This is a genomic window from Ureaplasma parvum serovar 3 str. ATCC 27815, from assembly GCF_000019345.1.
Classification (GTDB): domain Bacteria; phylum Bacillota_I; class Bacilli_A; order Mycoplasmatales; family Mycoplasmoidaceae; genus Ureaplasma; species Ureaplasma parvum.
This window is the reverse complement of sequence record NC_010503.1, coordinates 510,269-535,071: the sequence shown is the minus strand read 5'-3', so window position 1 is coordinate 535,071 and position 24,803 is coordinate 510,269. Positions and strand designations below refer to the sequence as shown.

The window sequence follows — 24,803 nt, the reverse complement described above, 5'->3', positions numbered from 1 at the left end:
TAATTAAATAATCGCATATTTTGCTACTTTTAGACCAACACTTTTTGGTAAACGGATACATATTTGTTCAGCATGAGCATTAATAACTAACAAACCTAGGCCTGCAATACAAATATTGGTTTTTTGATCCTTATTTAAAGTTATTAGATGGTCAACAAATTCAAGATCTTGATTTAGATAATTGAACTTCGCTAATAAATATCGTTTATTAAAATTCATTATAAAATTTTCTAATTTACAACGATGAATATCTAATTGGGATGAAACATATAATGTAAAAGTTGTTTTTTGACCCTTTAAATACTGAATTCCAACCAATCCAGAAATCATAAGAGCTTGTTGGGGATTAATTTGGTAATTAATTGCTTTAGCACCATAAGAAATCATGATTGATTTATTATCTTCATCACGTACATAATTTAAAATGTTTTCATCAAAACAAACTCCGGGAGCATCAAGTATTTGATGTTCTTGTATATTAATTTTATTTAAATTAATTGTTGTATTAGTATAACTACTAATTGTAAGTTTAGTTTTAATTTTATTTAGCGCTAATAAAGCATTGATTAAACTTGATTTACCAACATTTGATTTTCCAAAAAAAATGGATTTTTGTTTTTTATTAGTTGCATTTTTAATATAATCCATAACTTTTTTTAAACTGGTATTAGAATGTGTGGAAACATAGATAATTTTAGGATCAATAAATCCATGATTAATAAGTGTTTTAACAACATTTTCATTAACTAATTCACTATTGTAGCGCTGAGGTAATAAATCAATTTTATTAACTAAAAAAATAATTTTATTTTGATATTCTTTTAGTTCATCAATAATTGTGTGTTCTAAATCTAAAATATCTAATACAGCAAAAATCTGTAAATTACTAAAATTTAAAGTGTTAATTGTCTCTTTAATACTTTGATTTAAATTAGTACTTACTTTTTCAAGTTTATTATAGTGTATTAATTTAAAACAACGTTGGCATAAATTGGTTTTTGTTTCATTTATTTTTGGGGTATATCCAATTGTATTGATTTGATCATTCAAAAAAGCTCCACAGCCTTTACATTTTTTATTTGTTATCATTATTTTTTTTCTTCCTCTTCATCAATTAATTCTAATTGTGAATCATCGTGATTTTTATTAATTTTTAGCATTTCATTATCAAATTCATTTGCGTACATATTAATTTTTTTAAAATCACTAATTGCTTCATCACTTAAAAAGCAATCTTTAACTACATCAGTGATCATTTGATCGTTTTCATAGATACTAATTTTAGTATCTAGTTTTGTTGGTTTGGGGTTTGATAAGTAATATGGATTTATTTTTTGTTGTTGATCTAAAAGATAAAAAACATTTTCATGAGCAACTAAAAAAGCTGCTAAAACATTTTGCACTTTTTTTGTTATTGGATATAAATTTGTTGGTGTGGCCGCACGTTTTGATAATTTTAATTCACTAATATTAAAACACTTACTTCCCCGTTCTAAAAAAAGTTGAACATTATAACCATTATTAGGAGTAATTAAAATAGCACTAACCTCATCATTTGGTTTTAATTTCATAATTTTAATTCCTTTAGCTAAACGATTTAAGCAATTAATTTCATGAACTAAAAATAGCAGGGCTAATCCTAATTTAGAAATTGCAATAATAAATTGATTATGACCTTTTTTGATTAAATTAGCACTGATTAAATTATCATTATCATTTAATTTCATAATGCTAATTTGTTTACTATTTTTATTTATATCCAACTCGCTTAATTCAATTCTTTTAATTAGATTTAATCTAGAAGCCAAAACTAATTGATATTCATCAATTTTAAATTGTTCGTTCCATATATAAACAGCTATAACTTTTTCATTAGCATCAAATTTCACATAATTATTTAAGTGTTCACCAACATCTTTTCACCGCATAGAAGTGATTTTATGAGCAACTAAATTAATTAATTTAGCTTTTGATGTAATGATTAGGATTTTATCATGAGAATTAATGATATTATGATAAAAAAGAATATCATTAGTTTTTAATCCTAATTCATCATATTTAGATGACTCAAATGACTTTTTAGAAACAGTTTTAATGTATCCATCACGACTTATTACTAAATTCAAATTTTGTTTTTCGATCATTTGATCTTCGTTTATTTCAACTTTTACTAATTCATCAAATAATTTTGTTTTGCGTTCAAAACCAAAAGTTTTTTTAAATTCAATCATTTTTTGTTTTAAATAATTTTTGCGAACTTGAAGTGAATTTATTCGTTCTTGTAGCGTTTTAGCTTCGTCTTGTAGCGTTTGTCATTCATTTTTTAAATCAAATATATCAGTACGTGTCAAATTATGTAAACGCATCATAATAATCGCTTCAGCTTGATTATTTGTAAAATTAAAAACTTGAATTAAAGTATTTTTTGCATCTTGACGCGATTCACTAGCACGAATAATTTTAATAATTTCATCAATTAAATCAACGCATTTAATTAAGCCTTCAACAATTTCAATACGTAACAAAATTTTGTTTAGATCATATAAATCGACTTTATTAATTACATCTAAACTATGATTAATTTGAGCATCTAAATATGTAGATAGATTTACAAGTGTAGGAGTTCGGTGAACAATTGCAATAAATTTTGTATTATAGCTGATTTCCAAGTTGGTTTTTTTATATAAATAGTTTTTAACATTTTCTAAATTAATATCTTTTTTAGTATCAATAATTATACTAATTCCCTTAGCATCAGATTCATCACGAACTTCGATTAATCCAGCAACTTCTTTATTATAAATAATATCTTCAATTTCTTTAATGATTAAAGCCTTGTTTGTTTCATAAGGGATTGAACTAATAATAATTTGATTAATCTTATTATCATTGATTTTAAAATCAATGCAAGCACGAATTATAAATTTACCTTCACCAGTTTTGTGAGCATTAGCACATCCATTTAAATCGTGGATTTCCCCACCTGTGGGAAAATCTGGCGCAGGACAGATTTCAATTAGTTTTTCTACACTACAATCTGGATGATCAATACGATAAATTAAAGCATCAAAAACTTCATTAGGGTTATGAGGAGGAATATTTGTTGCATAACCAGAAGCAATTCCTGTTGCTCCATTGATTAACAAATTAGGAAAAAGAGATGGTAAAATTGATGGCTCTTTTTCACTATCATCAAAGTTTGGACTAAATTTAACAACATCTTTTTTTAAGTTGGCTAACATTACACTAGCAATTTTTGATAATCGAGCTTCTGTATAACGCATTGCAGCAGCATTATCACCATCAATTGAACCTTTATTACCATGCATATCTAATAAACATAGATTATTTTTTCAATCTTGACTCATTCTCACCATTGCTTCATAAATTGATGAATCTCCATGTGGATGATATTTACCAATTACTTCTCCTACTGTACGTGCAGATTTTTTATAAGGTTTATCATAAAAGATTCCTAATTCACTCATTGCGTATAAAATTCGTCGTTGAACAGGTTTTAAACCATCACGAATATCAGGTAAAGCACGATCTTGAATAATGTATTTTGCATATTTTGCATAACTTTCACCAACAATGTTGTCTAAAGGTGTATTAATAATTTTTTGATGATTTACACTCATATTTTTTATTTAGACTCCTCATTATTGATTTGTAATTCGTCAATGACACTAAAATCAATATTATTATCAATTCACTGCTTTCGAATACTTACGTCATTACCCATTAAAGTATTGATTTGCCGTTCAGCTTGTAAAATGTCATTAATATTAATTTTTAATAATAAACGATTGTTTGGATCCATTGTTGTTTCAAATAATTGATCAGCGTTCATTTCGCCAAGACCTTTATAACGTTGGATTTCATAATTTTTTTGCTCTTTTTTTAGTTGATCTAATTCAACATCATCCCAAGCATAAAAGAATTTTTTGTTATTTTTATTTGTTAATTTATAAAGCGGAGGTAAAGCTATGTAAATATTACCATTTTCAATTAAAGGTCGCATAAAACGATAAAATAAAGTTAATAATAAAACTTGGATGTGACTACCATCGGTATCTGCATCGGTCATAATAATAATTTTATGATATTTTAATTTTTTTAAATCAAATTCTGCACCAATTCCTGTTCCTAAACAAGTAAAGATTGATGCTATTTCTTCATTTTTTAAAACATCAACTAAACGAGCTTTTAAAACATTAAGAACCTTACCTCTTAAGGGCAAAATAGCCTGGTATTTTTTATTTCGTCCTAGTTTAGCTGATCCACCAGCTGAATCACCTTCAACCAAAAATAATTCATTTAAAACTGGATCTTTACTTTGTGCTGGCGTTAATTTTCCGCCCATTCCTCGCTCTTCTTTAATTTTTTTAACTTTTTTAGTTTCTTCACGAGCACGCTTTGCAGCCAATTTAGCATCACGTGCAAGAATTGCTCGATTAACTAAATCTAAAGCTTGTGTTTTATTTTCTTCTAATCAAAAACTAAAATTATCTTCAATTGTTTTTTTTACTGCTTCATTTGCTTCTGGTGTGAATAATTTGTTTTTAGTTTGACCCTCATAGCTAATTAAGCTTTCGGGGATTCGAAGTGAAATTACACTTGATAAACCCTCACGTATATCATCACCTTCTAAATTTTTGTCTTTTTCTTTAAGTAAATTATGTTTTCTTGCATAATTATTAACAACACTTGTTAAAGCGTTTTTAAAAGCATTTTCGTGTACACCACCTTCACTAGTTTTCACAGAATTGGCAAATGAAACCATAATTTCATTATTTTGATCACTATATTGAAAAGCAATTTCAACATCTATTTTGTTAATATTACTTCTAAAATAAATAACATCAGAAAAGGTCTTTTTAGCTTCATTAATAAATTTAATAAAATCAATTAAACCTTGATTATTAATAAATTCGTACTTTTTTTTATTAATTTTATCTTCAAAAATAATTTTTAAATCTTTTATTAAAAAAGTTGATTCATGTAGACGCTCTTTTATTATGTTAGGATTAAAAACTAAATTTTTAAAAATTAGAGGATCGGGTAAGAAATGAATTAATGTTCCTGTTTTTTTAGTTGTTCCAATTACTTTTAAAGATTGATTAATATGACCTCCATTAATAAATTTCGCTTGGTAAATTTTTTGATCACGATAAACTTCACAAATTAATCAAGAACTTAAAGCATTAACTACTGATGAACCAACACCATGTAAACCACCAGCAGTTTTGTATGCACTTTCATCAAACTTACCTCCAGCATGCAAAACTGTTAGAACAGTTTCAACAGTAGAAATTTTTGTTTGAGAATTAATGTCAACTGGTATACCACGCCCATCATCTAAAACACTAATTGAATTATCTTCATGCAAAATAACATTAATGTTTTTTGCGTTAGCATTCATAACTTCATCAATTGAATTATCTACAATTTCTCAAATTAAATGATGTAATCCAGTGCTACTTGTAGAGCCAATATACATTCCAGGACGCTTACGAACAGCTTCCAACCCTTCTAAGATTTTAATAGCATTCCCATCGTATTTATTTGCCATAAGATTTTATCTTCCTATCTTTGTTCAACTAGGATCGGCATAAAATGGTTGCTGTTGATTGATATTGTCATAATATAAACCAGCATCTAAATGACCAATTTCATGTTGGATGCAAATTGCAATAATACCACTAAATTCTTGATCAATAAATTGTTCGCTAATTAGATCATATGCTTTAACATGAACTTTTTTATTTCTAATAACATATCCAGAACGATCATCATCAACAGATAAACATCCTTCACCTGGATTTAAATAAGCTATTTCAGATGAACGTTTAATAATATGAGGATTAATTAATAAATAATGATGTTCTTTGGCTTCATCATTAAAATGGATATAAGTTGCGCGTTTGTTTCAACCAACTTGATTTGCAGCGATCGCAATTCCTGAACGAATTTTATATTTTTTGGCTTGATTATGATAACAAACATCAATATAACGGACCATTTTTTTAAGATAATAAATATCATCTTTTGATAATTCATTACCTTCTATATCTTGAGTTACTTCGCGTAAAATGGGATGTGGATCTTTAAAAATTCATTGAGGGTTAGGCTTTAAATTTGAATTTAATAAATCTAAAAATTTAATATTGTACATTTACTTACTTCCTATTTTTTGAAATGAAATCATAACTAATTGGTTTTTATTTTATTAACCATGTTTTAATAATAATTATAAATGATATAAAAGTTTATAATGTATGATTGTTACTAATTAAATAAATTATTTAAATTCTATTAACATTCTAATAAATAATTTTTAATCTATTAATTAATTATGAATGTTGCTATTAATTTCATATAATAATATAATGTGTTCATAAATTGATGTTTAGGTGGGGATTACATGCTTGATAACCAAGAAATAATAGAATCTATTTTACAAGCAGATAGTGCAAAGGGTGGTAATGGCAACTTTTTAATGATCTTAATCATTATCATTCCAATTGTATTAGTTGTAGTATTTATTATGCGTAAAAAACGTAAACAAAATGGTGAAAATCAAACTAGTGTTAATAACAAAGATAAGTCAGATACAAATGAAGTTTGAACTACAATTAAAAAATATTTACGTAGCATTGACGATAAAGGAAAAGAAGTTATTGATTCATATGTAGTTAAGCGTGCTGAACCACACAATTTGGTTCAGATGACAAAACAACAAAGAATTGATTATAAAAATGAACAAAAAGCAATCAAAGCACTTAAAACAACGAATCCAGAGCAATATAAAATTGAAATGGAACGAATTAAAAAAGAAAAACGTGCTAAACCTAAAGAACTATATGTAGTTTTGTTTACTACAAGAAATGCTAAAACTTTAATTATAGATGAACCCCGTGCGATTGAGTGTGAAGTTCGTTTGGTAAAAATTAATAAAAAAGAAAACCGACGCGAAATTGATGTTGTGCGTGCTTTAGATTATGAAGAAGAAATGTTATGAATTGAACCAATTAAAGCTAAAGATGATGAGATTTATAACAAGAGATTAGAAGCAGATAAGAAAAAACAACAAAAAGCAGCTCAACGACGTCAAAAACAATTAGAAAAACAAAAAAATAAAACAAACTAATAACTCCATTTTAAGGAGTTATTTTGCTATCTTTACCTTATTTATAAGGTATTAAAATAAGGAATTTAATTAAATGAAATATAAAGTAATGTTTTTTGGTACACCAGAAATCGCTAAAATTGTTTTGGAAACATTGTTTAACATGCATGAAGTTGATTTAATCGCTGTTGTTAGTCAACCAGATGCACATTTTGATCGAAAAAAGAATGTTATCTACTCTCCTGTTAAACAGTTTTGTTTAGATCATAATATTAAGTTATTTCAACCAGAAAAAATCAAAGAAATTGAAGAAGAAATCCGTATTTTAGGACCAGATATTATCATTACTTGTGCTTTTGGTCAATTTATTAATCAAGGGATAATTGATATTCCTAAATACAAAATCGTTAATATTCATGCTTCACTTTTACCAAAATTACGTGGCGGAGCACCAATTCATTATGCCATTTTAAATGGTGAATTAAAAACAGGAATCACTTTAATGCATACGATTAAAAAAATGGATGCAGGTAATATTTTATTTCAAAGAAGTTTAGAAATAAACGATTGCACAACAACCAAATCACTAACTTTAGAGTTAGCTAATCTTAGTGCATTGATGATTAAAGAACATTTTTTAGAATTAGTAAAACCAAATTTAGTTGGAATTCAACAAGATGAAAATTCTGTTAGTTTTGCTTATAATATTCAAAAGGACCAAAATATTATTAATTTTGACCAACCAGCTTTTTTTATTAATCGTTTTGTTAATGCTATGTATGATAAACCAATCGCTATTATGCAATATAATGGCGTTTCAATTAAAGTATATCAAGTTAAAATCACTAATCAAAAGTCATGTCAAAAACCTGGAACAATCATGATTTTTAAAAATCAACTTTTTGTAAGTACGCAAGATTTTGATATTGAACTATTATTGATTCAGCTTCCAAATAAAAAACCTTTATCTCCAAAAGTTTTATTGAATGGGAAAAACCCTTTTATTAATTAAAATATAGTAAATTGTTATAATTTAATCATATTGATTACCAACCATTTATTAAAGAAAGGACAGTAAATGAATTTAAGGCATTCAAAAACTACTTGATTTAGAAAACCCTTTGAAACTAATACACGTTTTAAATCACCTCTTTTATATAAATTTTTAATTACATCATTTTTTGTTGTCATTCCAATGATTGTTTTTTTTATTTTATATGGTGAAATCAATCTTTTAGGTTTTAATGGAATAATTGGTGTTAATGGTCGTTGATATGGAAAAGGTTTTAAATTAGATGAAAACCAACAATGGATTGTAGGAGTTAAAGATTTTTATCATTGAAATCCTATTGTATATGATCAATTAAAACCAAAACCGGGTCCTCTTATGATTGAAAGAATGCAAAAATTAGTTAATGAAATTACTAATCAATACAATCATGGTGTTGAATTTGGTACAAATATAATTAGTTCATATCCAGTTTGAGTTGCAATGTTTTCAACTTTAGGATTAGCAGTTATTGTATGTATTATATTTGCTTTTAGTACGCCAAAGATTCGTTGAGACATTCTTACGCCAGTAGTTTCATGTTGATTTGGAATGTTTATTTTAATTATTTCTGGATTTATTCCTAGTCAAATTTGAGGATATTTAGTACGATTTTTAATTTTAGTAGTTGCTTTTATTTTACCAATTTTTATCATGACAAAAATTACAAATGCTATTATGAATCGCTCAAAACATTTTGAGACATATGCTGCAGATCTATACAATGAACTTAAAGATTCAGAACAATATTATAATGAATTTAACAAAAAACGTTTAGAATTAAAAAAGCGTAATAAAGCAAATGAACGAATAAAATATAAAGTTGAAGATGATCAAAAAGGAAAATAAGCATGGCATTTATTGATAAATGTAAAATCGTATTGATTGCAGGTAATGGTGGGGATGGAATTGTTTCATGACGTCGTGAAACTCATGTTCCAGAAGGTGGACCAGCTGGTGGAAATGGTGGAAATGGTGGGTCAATCTGATTTGTTGGTAATCACAATGAAACTTCATTAGAATTTTTAAAATATAAAAAAATTATTCGTGCAAAACATGGTGAAAAAGGCGATATTAAAAATCAACATGGTGCGAATGCGGAAGATGTTTTTATTAATGTGCCACTAGGAACAGTTGTTTATAATCCTATCACTAATGAAATTTTGGCAGATATTAATATTGATCAACAAAAATATTTAGTTGCCCAAGGTGGTTTAGGCGGTCATGGAAATACACATTTTAAATCGCCTTTTAATAAAGCACCAAATTTATATGAATTAGGAGAATTAGGTGAAAATGTTGAAGTTTTATTAGAATTAAAAACTATTGCTGATATTGGAATTATAGGATTACCAAATGCAGGAAAATCAACATTAATTTCTACATTTACAAATGCTAAACCAAAAACGGCAAATTACATGTTTACAACTTTAAATCCCGTTTTAGGTACAATTTATCGTGATCAAAATCGTATCATTTTTGCAGATATTCCTGGTTTAATTGAAGGAGCACATACAGGAGTTGGCTTGGGGCATGATTTTTTAAAACATATCGAACGTTGTTTTTTATTAATTCATTTAATTTCTTTAGATCCTAATGATAATCCTGATATTATTAATGCTTATGAAACGATTGTTAATGAATTAAAACAATATAAACAAAATTTAGTTAACAAACCAATTGTATTGGTTGCTAATAAAATAGATCAAATTGGAGCATTAGAAAATTTGCAGATTCTAAAAGAATATTTAAAAAATAATCAAGAAATTAAAATTATATCTGCGTTAACAAATTTACATGTAGATAATATGTTAGATGATGTTATTAAAATTTACTTTGCACAAAAAAAGATTTATGAGCAACGACTTAAAGAACAATTACCAGTTGATCAAATTTTAAAATGAACGAGTGATATTCCTAAAAGTAAAGAATTAGATAAAACTATTGAAATTATAAAAGTTGATGATCATATTTTTGAAGTCTTTGGTGAATATTTAAAATATTGAGCACATCGCATTCCCTTAAAAACGCAAGATAATTTAATTCGTTTTAATCAAAAACTTCAAAGCATCAATTTTAACCAGCAATTACTACAAGCTGGAGCAGTAGCGGGGGATAGTATTAAAATATATGATATTACATTAGAATTTGAAGAGTAAATAAATTATGAATAATGATTTGATTAAATATCTACAATGGTTGAAAAATGATTTTATAAAATTTTTAAATGACGCACAAACGAATAATGTTATTTTGGGCATTTCAGGTGGTATTGATAGCACTTTAACATTAGCTATTTTAAATGATTTAAAAAAAGAGTATGATCTTAATATTTATGCTTATTTTTTAGATATTCATAATTCGAGTTTAGATTATGAATGTATTAATGAATTAAAAAATATTTATCCTAACATTGAAGTTATCAATCTTGTTGATATCTATGATAGCTATTGTAAAATGATTAATAAAAAAACAAATGATAAATATGTTCTTTATAATTTAAAGCCTAAAATTCGTACAAATTATTTATATGCAATGGCGAATGCATACAAGGGTGTTGTTGTGAGTAATTTAAACTATGATGAGTACATTTTAGGTTTTTTTACTAAATATGGCGATAGTGCCGCTGATTATTATATGTTAATTGGTTTACTAAAAAAACATATTTATGAATTAGGTGCTTATTATCATTTACCAAATAAAATTTTAAACCGTGCTCCTACTCCAGCAAATGAAGATGATGAACACAAAACTGATGAGAGTTTTTTTGGTTTTACATATAACGATCTTGATCAATTTTTACTTTATCGTAAAATTAATCCTAAAATTGTTAGCATGATTAAAAAACGTTATGAGACTAATGCTCATAAACATTTTGTTTTTGATAAAAAGAAATTATTTTTAAATTATAAATTAGGAAATAAACATGAATAACAAAAAAGGTAAAAAATTTTATGATTTTTTAAAAACAATCGAGGGTTTTAAAATTATTACGATTATTTCATATGTTTTTGTAGCAATTTTATTAGCAATTTTAATCTGATCGGCTGTTCGTTTATCATACTATATCAAAGATTATTATGCGCGAATTGATGAATATAACGAATGAAAACAAAATATTATTAAAATTTTTAAAACCAAAAATTTTCATTTAGATTCTCCTTATAACCAAATTAAAATATTTAAATATGGTTCAATTCTTGGAATAAGTTCGTTTTTAATTATTATTATTAATATTAATATTTTTGCTTATTGATCTTATTCAAACGTTTATATTCCAGAATTAAAAGATAAAAAATTAGTTAAGAATTGGTTTCGTAATTTTCAAAAAAATAATAAAGAAGATCAAAAAGTGATTAAAGATCAACAAGAAGATACTAAAAAAGAAAGCGAGTAAGTGTTCATGGATGTTATTAATCTAATTAAAAATTTAAAACAAATTTTACGAACAGCAAATAATGAACGTCATTTGATTGAATTAAAAAATATTTTTGTTAAACAACATTTATTACCACTATATGATGAATTAAAAAAAAGCGCTAATAAAAAAGAAATGGGTTTATTAATTAATAATTTCAAACAACAAATTGAATTTGTTACTGATCAAATTTTAAAAGAATTAAATGATAAAGATGATCAAGTTGATTTAAAAAAATGAACAAATAAGACTTTGTTTGCTCCTTTTATTAATAATGGGCATCATCATATTCTCAATAGTATTATTGATGATATTGCATCTTTTTTTAAAAAATTAAATTTTGAAATTGTAAGTGGTTCAGAAGTTGTTTCACCTATTTATAATTTTGATCATTTAAATATTGATGAAAATCATCCAGCAAGAGCAAGTGCTGATTCTTTTTTTATTAATTCAATTAAAATGTTACGTACGCATTGCACAACTACAACCGCACAATTTTTAGAAAATAACGTAAACAAGGACATTAGAATTATGTCTTTTGGTAATGTTTATCGAAAAGATGATGATGATGCAACACATAGCCACCAATTCAATCAAGTTGATTTTGTATGAGTTAAAGAAGGTTTAACTGTTGCTAATTTAAAGTGATTAATTGACAGTTTGATTAAATATTTATTTGGTCAAAATTTAAAAACACGTTATCGTTTAAGTTTTTTTCCGTTTACTGAGCCTTCGTTTGAAGTTGATGTTCAATGTTTTAAATGCGATTTAAAAGGGTGTGCAGTTTGCAAAAAAAGTACATGAATTGAAATTATGGGAACTGGAATGCTACATGAAAATGTTCTAAAAGCTGCGAATATTAACGATATTAGAACAGGGATGGCTTTTGGTGTGGGTATTGATCGAATTGCAATGTTAAAATATGAAATTGATGATATTCGTTATTTATATTCAAATAATTTTAAATTTAATGCCCAAATTAAATAAATTCCTAAATTTAATGAAAGAGTAAAAAAAGATGATTTTAAGTTTAAATTTATTACATAAGATTAGTCCAAAACTAAAAAAGATTCCTTTAAATGAATTATGCGCAGCTTTAATGGATTTAGGTTGTGAAGTTGAAACAATTAATAGCATTAAACCATCTACTAATTTAGTTTTTGCTAAAGTATTAGAAAAAACTAGACATCCTAATGCTAATCATTTAAATTTAGTTAAAGTTAAAGCAAACCAAAAAGTTTATGAGATCGTTTGTGGTGCAAATAATTTTAGTGTTCATAATTGAGTTGTTTTAGCAAAATTAAATGCCGAACTAGCAAATGGTTTAAAAATTACGCCACGTGAATTAAGAGGATATGTTTCAAATGGAATGTTATGTGCTTACAGTGAAATTAATCCACAAGCTACTAGTTTTTTAACATCAACAGATTTAGATGGAATTTTAGTTTTAGATGACAATTATGACCATTATAAAACCCCAAATCAAATTTTTAATTTAGATGATGTTATTTTAGATTTATCAATTCCATCAAATCGGAATGATTTAAATGGTTATTTTTGAATAGCTAAGGAATTATGTGCTTATTTTGATTTCGAATATGTTGTTGATGCAACGATTAATCATCGCCCACATAAAGAAATTATTGACGTGCGGATTTTATCTGATGATGTTAATTCGTATGGAATAATCGAGGTTAAAAATATTCAAAATTATATTTTAAAATGGAATACTAAAAGTATATTGATTAATAATCAAATTAAAGTTCTTAATAATTTCGCTGATAATATGAATTTTTTAACATTATTAACTGCTAATCCACTTCATGCATTTGATGCACGAAAAATTAGTGGTCAAATTGTTGTTAAAAATGCTGAAGAAGATGCAATTTTATTGGGTTTAGATCAAAAAGAATATTTAATTAAAAAAGGGGATCTAATTATCGTTGATGATCAAAAAATTTTAGCACTTGCTGGAATTATTGGTTCTAATGATTCTAAAATTGATGCAACAAGCACAACTGCTTATATTGAATGTGCAAATTTTAATCCTATGTTGATTGCAAATACAGCGCGTCGTTTAAAAATCAATACCGCAGCGGCTATGCGTTTTAGCAAACCCTTAACTAATTATGTTACAAAAGTAACATTAAAAAAATTGTTAGCTAATTTTAAATCAGATGCAAAATTAATTTATTATTTTAAACATTCAGTTCATAATGTCATTAAAAATAAAATTAATCAAGTAAGTGATTTTGTGGGTGCAGAAATTGATTTAGACACTGCTCAAACATTTTTAAAACGCTTAGGTTATAAAATTAATAAGTCTAATTTAATTACTCCAAGTCATCGATATGATGTATTAAATGAGTTTGATGTTTATGAAGATATTATGAAAAAAATTAGTATTCAAGAAATCAAACCACAACCAATCAGTTTTGATATTTTAAATTTTGAAAATAATCTAGCTTATGATTTTGAAAAAAAAGTTAGTGATTTTTTAGTTGATCAAGGTTTGTTTGAGTGTAAAACTTATAATTTAAAAAATCAAACACAAGCACATGAGTTTAATTTTTTTAATTTTAAACAAGCTTATGAAATTAATAATCCAACTTCAAATATGCGTTCGCATTTAAAATTAAATAACCTTAACTCCTTACTTGAAGTATTAGAATATAACCAAAACCAAAAAAATGAATTAGAAAATATCTTTGAGATTTCAAAGATTAATCCAGTTGATTCAAGTCAACAAACAGTTTTATCAATCATTTTATGTAAACCATTAATTAATTCAAAAATTAATGATTCATTAATAGTTAATAATTTTGTGACAACAAAAGCTTTACTACATGCTTTATTAACAAAATTAAATATTGATTATGCATATGATAAAAATCATGTTGTTAATGAATTATATGATAATAACCAATTAGCTTTAATTAATGCAAACAAACAAGTATTTGGTTTTATTGGTCAACTAAAAAATCAAGTCAAAAAAACATATGGTTTAAGTAATGATATTTTTATTATTAATTTAAATTTAACTAGTTATTTAAATCAAAAACAAGTAATCACTAAAGTTATTAAGCCAAGTATGTATCATGATGTCATACGTGATATTAGTGTTAAATTAGCTTCTGACGTTGACTTAAATAATATAATTGCTAATATTAAAAAAATTAAAAATATTAGAAAAGTTGAAATCAGCGATCTTTATATAAAAGATGATGGAATTATTTATACTTTTAAATATTATATTAATGATCATTTATCTAATTTAAGTAGTGAACAAATTATAATCATTGAACAAGAAGTAAATAATTATTTGAAACAATTTTAATTTTGTAAATTCTTTAAATAATAAAAAACACCTGCAGTGGTGTTTTTTTATTAATTAGTACATTTCAATTACTATAAGAAATGGTTTTTAAATAAAATAGTTACTAAAATTAATTAAGAATTAATATTAATTAACAAGTTGATTAAATTCGTTAACAGTTTGCTCTAGTTTTTCAATATTTTTCACTAAATAAGAACCGCTTACAAAAAAATCAATTGGAATATTGATTTTTTTAATAACTTCTAAAGTAATACCACCATCAATTTCAATCTTAAATTTGAAATTATTTTTAATTTTATATTCATATAATTTTTTTAGTTTTAATAAACTTTCTTCTAAAAAAATTTGTCCACCCTTACCTGGAATAACCGACATAAAAGTAATATAATCAACTTCTTTTAAATAAGAAGCATAATCGTTTAGTGATAAACAAGGATGAATTGCAATCCCTGCTAAAACATGATGTTTTTTAATTTCATTAATGATTAATAAATTAGTTTGATAATCATTCATTTCAAAATGAAAAGATATGCGAGTTGGTTTATATATAAAATATTGTTTAATTTTTTCTAAAGGGTTAATAACCATTAGATGAATGTGTACTAAAAAATCATTTTTTAGTAGCCATTCTAAATGTTCAGTTTCAAAAGCAGTGTTATTAACATATGTTAGATCCATAACATCATAATGTATTGTTTGAAGATGATGCTTTTTAAAGATCTTTAATTGTTCATAAGGATATTTTTTATCAAATGCTAAAAGGGATGGAACTAGTTGCTTATTCATTATAGATTATTTATGATTCAACCTTTTAAATTACTATTATTAGCTAAACGTTTATCGTAAACTTTAATTTTATGTTCGTTTTCAATTTGACTAAAAGCTTCAATTTTTAAAGTTTGATCATTTAATGCTAAATCAAATAATAAGTTATAAAATTGGCTTTTTGACAATCCTAAATATCCTGTTGCACTTTGATTTAATTGATTGTTAATAACTAAATTTTGCACATCATTTGCATTAAATTGTGAAACTAATAAAATATATTTTAAATTAGCATTATCTTCTTTATTAACTAATGGTGTAGCATTTTTGTCTAATTTGTTATAAACTAAATCTAAATCTAATCTTTGAAAGGCAGTTTGGGGGATTTTATTAATTCCTTTAATCATAATTGTTTTAATTTCATTAGTTGCTAAATCAATATTTTTTATTTTACTATCTTTTTGATTGCCAGGAATAATTTGTTTTTGGTTATCTAAAATAGTTTTAAATTCAGCATTAGCTTCTGCATTAAAATTTAGATCATAAAGTAATTGTGCAAGTGTTTGGTAGTCATGATAAGACACAAAACCATCTAATGTTTTAATTAATAATTCTCTACTACCATAACCATATAGTGCACCTTTAAATTGTTTACTTGGGTTATTAGCGTAAACTAATTTATCAAACAAGTCGATTTTTTCAAAAGCTTTACCTAATTTATCTTTTTGATTATTTTGATCAATTAAGCCAATAAAATTATTATAAACTGAACCATCTTTATTAACGGTTGAGTTTCAATAATTTTTATCGTTAGTGTATGTTAATGCATCTATAAAAGTTTTTTTGAATTTAACTTCTTGACTATTTTGGTCAATTTCATAAACATCAGCTTTTTTTAATTGGTATAGGTCAAGTCCATTATATAAATTAATTTGGTATTTCTTGAAACTAAAATCTTCTTTAGAATCTTTTCCAAAATTAGGAATTTTAGTTACATCATTTAAAGCTTTTCAACCAATAAATAATGGTTGATGATTAGCAGTTTTTTTTAACAAGTAATTAATTAAATTTTGATATGTTGGTTTACCATCTTTAAAATCTAACAAGTAATTAATAATAGCGAGTGTTTCAAATAATGCTTGGTATTTTTGATAATTGATTGATAACTGATTAAAAGGGCCATTTTTAGTATAATTATCGTTTCATAATTTCAAAGCTTGTTCATAAACTTTTTTTAAGTTATCAAAATTACTAAAATTATTAGTTTGTGTTGTTTCCAAAACACTTGTATTCTTAATAATTTGGTTAAATGCTGCTAATAATTCTTGGTTTTCAAGAAAATTATTTTTAAAATTAAAATCATTAAATTCAAAGAATTTTGCTACACTTTTTTTAATTTGTTCTTGTTTAATAATATTTGCAAAAACACTGTTTATTCCTTTACTAAATACTTTATTTATAACATAATCGTCAAAAACAATTGATTGGGAGTTTTTATTATTAGCAACAAGGTGTTTTTTTATATCAAAGTTTTCAACATAATCATTAATCATTGTAGATAATTTTTGATTTTCATCTATAAGATTTTTATTACCCACTAGTTTTATTTTTAAAGTTTGAAATAAACTAATTTGTTGATTTTGGTCTTTAATTAAGTAAATTGGTGTATTAATTCCATTATCATATAAACTATCAACACTAGGAATAATAAATGTTTTTTTATTAAATTTAATTAATTTATCATTTAACTTATCAATTAAATTATCATAGTAATTTAATAAATGAATTTCATTGTTTTCTTTAATAATATTAATTGTTCTTTGATCAAATGCAAAAACTTTTGAATCATTTTTTAAGTTTGATTTAAACAAAAAATCACTATCGTTTTGATGTGTAGCAATATATAGTGCTAATAAGCGCTCTTTATTGTTATTAAAGTAATCTTTAATTTTAGCTTTAATATCATAGCCTTGTTTTTTAACACTATTTGATTTGCGTGAATTTAAGTATAGTGCACCATTGTATAAAAAATCATTTTTTAACTCTGTTAATAGAGCGTTCAAACCTATTTTAGCTGCTTGTTGAAGTCTTTTAAAATTGTTAATACCTCATAAATCAACACTGTTTTCATTACGTAATAGAGTATATCCATTTTTTAAATCATTAATTTGACGGATAGCTTTAACATCCTTAAAATCATTTAAAAAAGCTGTTTTATCTTTTTTAACTAAAGGATAAAATAAATCAACATTATTTGTGTTTGCATTACTTTGATTCTTACTAATAAAATTGTTTAAAATATTATTTTCATCTAAATTATCTAATTGATAAATACCAAAATTTTCATTTCCAAATAATGATAAAAATTTAGCTAATAAACCGACACTTAATGTTAAATTTGTGTTGTCTTGAGTAATAAAATCATTTAAGCTTAAATATTTATTAATATCATTATTGTTGTTGAATTTTTTGTCAATATTATTCGTATCATCTTTTGAATCTAAGTATTTATTTTCTTTTAATAATTTAGCTACTTCTAGATAATTAGTTGTAGTGTTAGTTGATTTATTATCAGTTGGTTTAGGATCAAATCAAGGAAAATTAGGTGATGTGCCAGAAGTTGGTATTTTTGTAAAAAAATCTTTATTATAAATGTTTTGATTTTTTAAATCATCATATTTAAATTCAATGTTGGCAAATGATAAAGGCAGGTTATATTTAATATAATCATCAATTAAGAAATTAAATAAATTAGCGTATCCTTTTTGTAAAAAATTATTTGTCTTAGCAACAATTTTGTTTCTATCTCCAATTTTAGTTGATTTAAAAGTACTTTCATTCTCTAACAACTTAGTAGCATCATTTGAATAGGCATCAATTAGTTGATTTTGATCATTTAATACACTAATTCAATTATCATTATCATCAAAAATTGAAGAAGTAATTGATTTGTATGCTTGATCAATTAACTTAGCTTCTTTTCATGATTTTTCACTACCACCTTCAGTATCATATAGTTCGCTTTGTAAAACAGATTGTCAATCATTTGGGTATGATTTTTTTACATTTTCTTTAATTCTCTTTAATTGTTCATCTAATTGTGTATTATATTCACTAACATCATGAGCTAATTTTGGATCATTATTGTTTTTTGCTCAATCATAAACCACTTTTTTAACATTTGATAATAAAAATTCATTTTGTCCTTCTTTTGAGAATAAAACATCTTTTAAAGCTTGTTTTGTAGTTAAATTACTTGTTAAATTTAGACTATCTAATTTATTTATAGTTATTTTATACTGGTTAATTTTTGTTTTCGTTTGTGAACAATTTGTAGCTAAACTTGCAATTGAAATAACCCCTAAAACACTTAATGTGCTTGTTAAAAGAATTTTTTTAAATTTCATATCAAACTCCATATTATTTTTGCTATGAGAATATATTATAATTTTATCGTTTTAAACAATATAATTTTAATATTATACTATAGAAGTATGTTAGATTTTTTCTAAAGTTGAGCTGACAAAAGCAAACTTTGTTATTGTTTTTAACAAATTTAATTATCAAGCCATCGCAAGAAATTTAGTCTTATTTTTGAAAAATAAGCAAGGATACGCTATGAATGATTACAAACAATTTTTTCCTTGATTTAAAAATAACAAAGATGTTATTTATTTAGATTCAAGTGCAACTTCATTAAAACCTCAAGTTGTAATCGATGCAATTGTTGATTATTATACAAAATATTCTACTAACCCCCATAATACTGATTCAAATTTTACTTTTCACACTCATGAAATTATGAATGAAACAAGAGCAAATGTTGCCAAATTCATCAATGCTAATTTTGATGAAATCATTTTTACAAGTGGTGCTACAGAATCTCTAAATTTGATTGCAAACGGTTTAAGACCTCATTTAAAAAAGGGTGATGAAATTATTTTAACTTATATTGAACATGCTTCTAATTTATTACCATGATACAAACTTCGAGATGATTTAGGTGTCAAGATTATTTTTGCTAATCAAAAAAATCAATTTCCACAACTTAGTGATTTTCTAAAAGTAATTTCACCTAAAACAAAAGTGGTTTCGTTTGCTTCTGGTGGTAATTTAATTGGTAATGTTTTAGATGAAAATCTTATTATTAAAAATATTAAAAAAATTAAACCAGATGTATTAGTGTGCGTTGATGCAACTCAAAGTATTCAACACCGTATGTTTGATGTGAAAAAATGCAAAAGTGATTTTATGGTCTTTTCAGCACATAAATTATTAGGACCTACAGGAATTGGTGTTGCTTATATTAAAAATGACTTGATTAAAAAAATGCAACCATTAAAATATGGTGGTGGAATGAATTTTAGCATTGATTTAAATAGTTATCAGCTCTATGATAATTACATGAAATTTGAGGGTGGAACTCCGCATGTTGCTGGTTTTTATGGTTTTAATGCTGCTTTAAAATTTTTAATGGATATAGGTTATAATAAAATTCATGAACATGAATTAAAAATTACTAAATATGCACGTGACCAATTAGCTTTAATTCCTGAAATTAAAACATATGTGCAAGATGCTACTTCAAGTACTATAACTTTTAGTTATAATGGTGTTTTTTGCCAAGATTTTGCTAATTATTTAGGATCAAAAAATATTATTGTGCGAAGTGGATTATCATGTGCAAAAATTATTAATAACGTGATTCAAACCGAATGTGCTATTCGTGCATCTTTTTACATATATAATGATTTTAATGATGTTGATAGATTAATTAAGGCAATTAAAGAATATCAAAAAGGAGATGAATTAAATGGCATCTTATAATATCAATGACAATCTTTTATTACGTAAGATTATCATGCAACACTATGAACACCCTAAAAATAAAGTTTGTTTTGTACAAGATGAAATAAATTATTTGTCATATCATAATACAACAGAAGGATGTGGTGATGACATTACAGTTTATGTTAAATTAAATCATCAAAAAATAATTGATGTCGTTTTTTTAGGTACAGGCTGTGCAATTTCCATATCATCCACTGATATTATTTGTGAACTTGTAAAAAATCTAGATCTTAATAATGCGTTATTATTAATTAATAATTATTTAAATATGATTGAAGGGCTAGATTACAATAAAGATATTATGCAAGAATTAATTGCTTTTTATAATGTAAAAAAACAAATGAATCGTATTCGTTGTGCCCGTATTGGCGCAAGTGCTTTAAAAATGTGTTTAAAGCAATTTACAGATAAACACAAAACAATTGTTTAATAAAAGTTTAGGTTGGATTGATAAAATGAGTAAAAAATTAGAAAAGATTACAACAAGAAAAGAAAATTTTGCTGATTGATATACAAGTATTGTAAATAATGCAAAATTAATTCAGTACACTGATATTAAAGGAATGATGGTTTTTCAACCAAATGCTTGAGCAATTTGAGAAGCAATTAAAAACCAAATTGATGTCGAATTTAAAAAACACGGAGTACGCAATCTTGCCATGCCAACTTTAATTCCTTTAAGTGAATTTCAAAAAGAAAAAGATCATATTGAAGGTTTTGCTCCTGAATTATTTATGGTTAATCAAATTGGTGATAAAAAATTAGATAATTCTTATGCAATACGTCCTACGAGTGAAATTTTATTTTGTAATTATTTTAAAAATATTGTTAATAGTTATAATGATTTACCGATTAAAAATAATCAATGGTGTTCAGTAATGCGTGCTGAAAAAACAACACGTCCATTTCTTCGAAATGCTGAGTTTCATTGACAAGAATTACATGCTATTTTTGCAAGTGAAAATGAGGCCGATTCTTTTGCTAAAGTAATTTTAGATGTGTATACAGATTTTGTTCAAAATTATTTGTGTATACCTGTTATTAAAGGATTAAAAACACCATGAGAACGTTTTGCTGGTGCTCAAAAAACATATACAATTGAAGCTATGATGCAAGATGGCCAAGCATTACAATCTGCAACAAGTCATTATTTAGGGCAGTTTTTTGCAAAAGCTTATGATATTAAGTTTCAAGGTCAAGATAATCAAATGCATTATGTACATCAAATGTCTGCTGGATTATCAACACGAATTATTGGAGCATTAATTATGGTTCATGCTGATGATCAGGGTTTGATTTTGCCCCCTGATATTGCTTTTAATCAAATTGCTATTTTAACGATTTTTTCTAATAAAAATCCCCAATTATTAAAAATTAGTCAACAGATTTGTGAACAATTAAATAATTATCGTTTGTTTGAAGATCATAGTGATAAAGGAATTGGTTATAAATTAGCACAACAAGAAATTGAGGGAACGCCTATTTGTATATTAGTTGGTGCTAAAGAATTAGTTAATCAACAAGTTGTTATTGTGCGTCGTGATACTCATGAAAAAATTAATGTTGATTTAACTGATTTGAAACTAATCATCCCAAAATTATTAGCAGATATTAAAAGAAATATTTATGAAAAGGCAAAAAAAGATTTAGAGGATTCGATTGTTTTTGTAAATAATATCGAGGAATTAAAACAAGTTATTGCACAAAATAAAATGGCTAAGGCATTCTTTGATGGTACAAAAGAAGATGATGAACAAATTAAATTATTAACTAATGCTTCAACACGTTGTATTTTTGATGAAACTCAAAACGGGCAGTGTTTTTATACAAATAAAAAAACAAACAAATTGACTTTATTTGCACGTGCTTATTAGATTTAATAAATGAAATAAAAAAGTTTATTTTCATATATAATTTAAGTTAGTTAAAGAAGTTAAAATTATAAAAATAATTAATTTTGGAGTTGAATTATGGGATTATTTAGTAAGAAAAATAAATTAAATCAAAAGTTAACTGAAGATAAAAATATAAATATTACTGATGTTTTAGATAATAACAAAGATATTTATCAATTATATGATGAAACTATTGTTACTAAAAAAGTTAAAGTAAGATGCAAAAATTGTGGCGTTTTTATGTGAGTTGATTACACAAAAACGATTAAAAGTTTACGTAATTTAGCTTTAACAAACATCCAACAAGAACAAATACCTGTAATGGATGAACCACAAATTTTACAAGATTGCAATGATCTATCATCAGCTCCAGTTAATAACCAAGAAGATGATATTGTTAACGAACATGAATCTACACCTATTGAACCATTACATGAAGAAGTTGAACCTGAGCCTATAAAGAACGAAAATCAAAGCAATGAAGAATTTATACAGGAGAATATTGTAGCTCCAGTTGATGAAGTTGATAATTCAGTAAAAGAACATACACCTTTTACTCCTGTTTCTTTTGAATTTGAAGAACCTGTTTTTGAAAATATTTATTCAAACCAAAAAGTGTATGCTGAAAATTTATTTTTAGAATCTTTATTTTCTGAAAAAGAAAGTTTAATTAATGATGATCAAAATGATTTTAGTTGGTTATCAAAGTATGTAAGTGTTTGAAATAAACGTGATGAAGCTGAACTAGCACAACTAGTTTATGATGAATGTTTATTAGCACCTCAAAGTTCAGTATTTCCTAATAATGAATACTTTATAGAAGAAGAATATGAACATATTGATCCAGATAATCACCATAATAAACATAAAGCGCAACGTCATCATCGTGGCCATGATTTAATTGTTAAAAAAAATGGAAAAGAACAAATAGAAAAAGCAATTGATGATGTTTTACCCATTAATAATGGTTTAGATAAAAAACAACAATTATTATTAAAAACAGTATTAATTGAAGAAGAATTTCAAAGTGATCCAATTTCGAAAAAAACATGATGAGAAACTGAATCAGCAAACAAATCATCAAAAAAGTAAAATTTTTAGAAGGGGGTGCCCTTCTTTTTTATTAGGAATAAAATTATATAATTAAATTACTAGAATAAGGATTTTTAAAATGGATAATAATATTAATGAAAAAACTAGTTTTTGAACGAAGAAGAATATTTGTTTTTTAATAATTGGTTTAATAGTTTGTTTATTAATGATTATTATTTCAATTCTTTTTATTTTAGATATTGATTTTCAAAATTTATTTATAAAAATAAATCATAGTTTAAAAACTATTAAATTAGCTATTTTATGATTGTTAATTCTTATTAGCTTTATTTTCTTTAGGGCTTTTATGTTTATAGTTATTGCAGTCATTGATACTTATAAAAACCAAATCAAAATTGCTTGATGGAAATGAATCCTTTATAGTTTTAGTTTAATTTTTTTAAATGCTGTAACTCCTTTTTCTGTTGGAAGTGAACCTTTTTCAATTTATTTTTTAAATAAAAATGGTTATCATAATCTAAAAAAAGTTTCTGCACTATTACTTGTTTCATCAACTTTTTATGAATTGGGCCAAGTTATAGTAACTGTACCATCTTTTATTTATATTAATTATGAATTAATAACTTATGCAGTTAATAATAAAACAAGTTTACCCTTTTATTATTATTTGGCTGTTGTTGGTATAATTGCTGATTTATGTATGACAGCTATTTATTTTGTTTTAGGCTTCTCTAAAAAATTGCATTTTCGTTCAGTTTTAATTTATAATTGAGTCAAAAAACTTTTTAAGCTTAAATATTTAACAAAAATTGAATTAATTCAAAAAAATAATCAAAATATAAGTTTTAAAGCTTTTTATTTGTATTATTTTAAAACACTGCGGGTTTCATTATTGGCTTTTGTTATTGGAGTAGTCTATAACATTGGTATTTATGCACTAATGTATATTTCATATCGTTTAGTAGAACCAAAACCACATAACATCTTTTTTGATTTATTTAATTATACAAATATTGCTGTCACAGCAACTAATTTTGTCCCTTTGCCTGGATCTGAGGGTTCAATTCAATTTATGTTACGTGTTTTTTTAACAAATGATCAAAATCAAATTCGTTACGCAATGAATTGATTATCAACGCAAGATATAAATAATATTATTTTTATTTGAAGAATGTTTAGTATTTATTTAGGTAGTTTAATTGGGATGTTTGGGTTTGGTTATTTTTTAATTTTTGATTTATATAAATTTATTAAAAAAGCTAAAGTTGATAAAAAAAGATAAGAATAATTAGTTTTAACTAATT

19 protein-coding genes are annotated in these 24,803 nt (G+C 25.1%); 13 read left to right on the top strand and 6 right to left on the bottom strand.

Annotation, left to right across the window (positions count from 1 at the left end; translation table 4 throughout):
- Positions 1–3: 3 nt before the first annotated feature.
- Genes yqeH through def form a run of 4 tightly spaced genes read right to left on the bottom strand, consistent with a single transcriptional unit; the run spans position 4 to position 6,178 of the window.
- Positions 4–1,089, bottom strand: coding sequence for a ribosome biogenesis GTPase YqeH (gene yqeH / locus UPA3_RS02440; protein WP_006688742.1), 1,086 nt, complete (start codon positions 1,087–1,089; stop codon positions 4–6).
- Positions 1,089–3,641 (bottom strand): DNA topoisomerase IV subunit A, encoded by a 2,553-nt coding sequence (gene parC, locus UPA3_RS02435; RefSeq protein ID WP_010891786.1) that lies wholly within the window; start codon positions 3,639–3,641, stop codon positions 1,089–1,091. The genes yqeH and parC overlap by 1 nt, the downstream gene beginning before the upstream one ends.
- A 5-nt stretch (positions 3,642–3,646) precedes the next feature.
- Complete coding sequence (gene parE, locus UPA3_RS02430) at positions 3,647–5,575, bottom strand: DNA topoisomerase IV subunit B (RefSeq protein WP_010891785.1); 1,929 nt, start codon at positions 5,573–5,575, stop codon at positions 3,647–3,649.
- A 6-nt stretch (positions 5,576–5,581) separates the two neighbouring features.
- On the bottom strand, positions 5,582–6,178 hold the full coding sequence (gene def / locus UPA3_RS02425; protein ID WP_010891784.1) for a peptide deformylase: 597 nt from the start codon (positions 6,176–6,178) through the stop codon (positions 5,582–5,584).
- Between the two features lie 249 nt (positions 6,179–6,427).
- Between def and UPA3_RS02420 the strand changes: the two genes are divergently transcribed.
- From UPA3_RS02420 to pheT, 8 genes are all read left to right on the top strand, one after another.
- The gene (locus tag UPA3_RS02420) at positions 6,428–7,153 is read left to right on the top strand and encodes a DUF5385 domain-containing protein (protein ID WP_010891783.1); all 726 of its coding nucleotides are present in this window, start codon (positions 6,428–6,430) and stop codon (positions 7,151–7,153) included.
- Between the two features lie 73 nt (positions 7,154–7,226).
- The gene (gene fmt, locus UPA3_RS02415; RefSeq protein ID WP_010891782.1) at positions 7,227–8,144 is read left to right on the top strand and encodes a methionyl-tRNA formyltransferase; all 918 of its coding nucleotides are present in this window, start codon (positions 7,227–7,229) and stop codon (positions 8,142–8,144) included.
- A 183-nt stretch (positions 8,145–8,327) separates the two neighbouring features.
- Positions 8,328–9,029, top strand: a complete 702-nt coding sequence (locus UPA3_RS02410; protein ID WP_041941993.1) for a hypothetical protein — start codon at positions 8,328–8,330, stop codon at positions 9,027–9,029.
- Positions 9,030–9,031: 2 nt separating this feature from the next.
- On the top strand, positions 9,032–10,339 hold the full coding sequence (gene obgE, locus UPA3_RS02405) for a GTPase ObgE (RefSeq protein WP_006688605.1): 1,308 nt from the start codon (positions 9,032–9,034) through the stop codon (positions 10,337–10,339).
- Positions 10,340–10,346: 7 nt separating this feature from the next.
- A complete protein-coding gene (nadE, locus tag UPA3_RS02400) occupies positions 10,347–11,114 on the top strand; it encodes an NAD(+) synthase (protein ID WP_006689045.1) in 768 nt (255 codons plus the stop codon).
- Positions 11,107–11,577, top strand: a complete 471-nt coding sequence (locus tag UPA3_RS02395; RefSeq protein WP_006688722.1) for a hypothetical protein — start codon at positions 11,107–11,109, stop codon at positions 11,575–11,577. The genes nadE and UPA3_RS02395 overlap by 8 nt, the downstream gene beginning before the upstream one ends.
- Before the next feature lie 6 nt (positions 11,578–11,583).
- Positions 11,584–12,585, top strand: a complete 1,002-nt coding sequence (pheS, locus tag UPA3_RS02390) for a phenylalanine--tRNA ligase subunit alpha (protein ID WP_006689319.1) — start codon at positions 11,584–11,586, stop codon at positions 12,583–12,585.
- A gap of 31 nt (positions 12,586–12,616) precedes the next feature.
- A complete protein-coding gene (gene pheT / locus UPA3_RS02385) occupies positions 12,617–14,935 on the top strand; it encodes a phenylalanine--tRNA ligase subunit beta (protein ID WP_010891780.1) in 2,319 nt (772 codons plus the stop codon).
- Positions 14,936–15,061: 126 nt separating this feature from the next.
- On the opposite strand, the gene UPA3_RS02380 is transcribed toward pheT, so the two are convergent.
- Both UPA3_RS02380 and UPA3_RS02375 read right to left on the bottom strand, forming a co-directional pair.
- Positions 15,062–15,721 (bottom strand): ribulose-phosphate 3-epimerase, encoded by a 660-nt coding sequence (locus tag UPA3_RS02380; RefSeq protein ID WP_006688574.1) that lies wholly within the window; start codon positions 15,719–15,721, stop codon positions 15,062–15,064.
- Positions 15,721–19,107 carry a DUF3713 domain-containing protein gene (locus tag UPA3_RS02375; RefSeq protein ID WP_006689041.1) on the bottom strand — a complete coding sequence of 1,129 codons (3,387 nt, stop codon included), beginning with the start codon at positions 19,105–19,107 and terminating at the stop codon, positions 15,721–15,723. The genes UPA3_RS02380 and UPA3_RS02375 overlap by 1 nt, the downstream gene beginning before the upstream one ends.
- A 211-nt stretch (positions 19,108–19,318) precedes the next feature.
- Between UPA3_RS02375 and UPA3_RS02370 the strand changes: the two genes are divergently transcribed.
- The 5 genes from UPA3_RS02370 to UPA3_RS02350 all read left to right on the top strand — a co-directional run bounded on the left by UPA3_RS02370 (position 19,319) and on the right by UPA3_RS02350 (position 24,781).
- Positions 19,319–20,527 (top strand): cysteine desulfurase, encoded by a 1,209-nt coding sequence (locus UPA3_RS02370; protein ID WP_006689089.1) that lies wholly within the window; start codon positions 19,319–19,321, stop codon positions 20,525–20,527.
- The gene (locus tag UPA3_RS02365; RefSeq protein WP_006688443.1) at positions 20,514–20,981 is read left to right on the top strand and encodes an iron-sulfur cluster assembly scaffold protein; all 468 of its coding nucleotides are present in this window, start codon (positions 20,514–20,516) and stop codon (positions 20,979–20,981) included. Before UPA3_RS02370 ends, UPA3_RS02365 begins: the two co-directional genes overlap by 14 nt.
- 25 nt (positions 20,982–21,006) lie before the next feature.
- Entirely contained in the window at positions 21,007–22,425 is a 1,419-nt protein-coding gene (proS, locus tag UPA3_RS02360; RefSeq protein ID WP_006688815.1) for a proline--tRNA ligase, read from the top strand.
- 96 nt (positions 22,426–22,521) lie between these two features.
- Entirely contained in the window at positions 22,522–23,538 is a 1,017-nt protein-coding gene (locus UPA3_RS02355; protein WP_006688417.1) for a hypothetical protein, read from the top strand.
- A 79-nt stretch (positions 23,539–23,617) separates the two neighbouring features.
- Positions 23,618–24,781: a lysylphosphatidylglycerol synthase transmembrane domain-containing protein gene (locus UPA3_RS02350; protein WP_010891778.1), complete on the top strand. Its 1,164-nt coding sequence runs from the start codon at positions 23,618–23,620 to the stop codon at positions 24,779–24,781.
- Positions 24,782–24,803 lie beyond the last annotated feature (22 nt).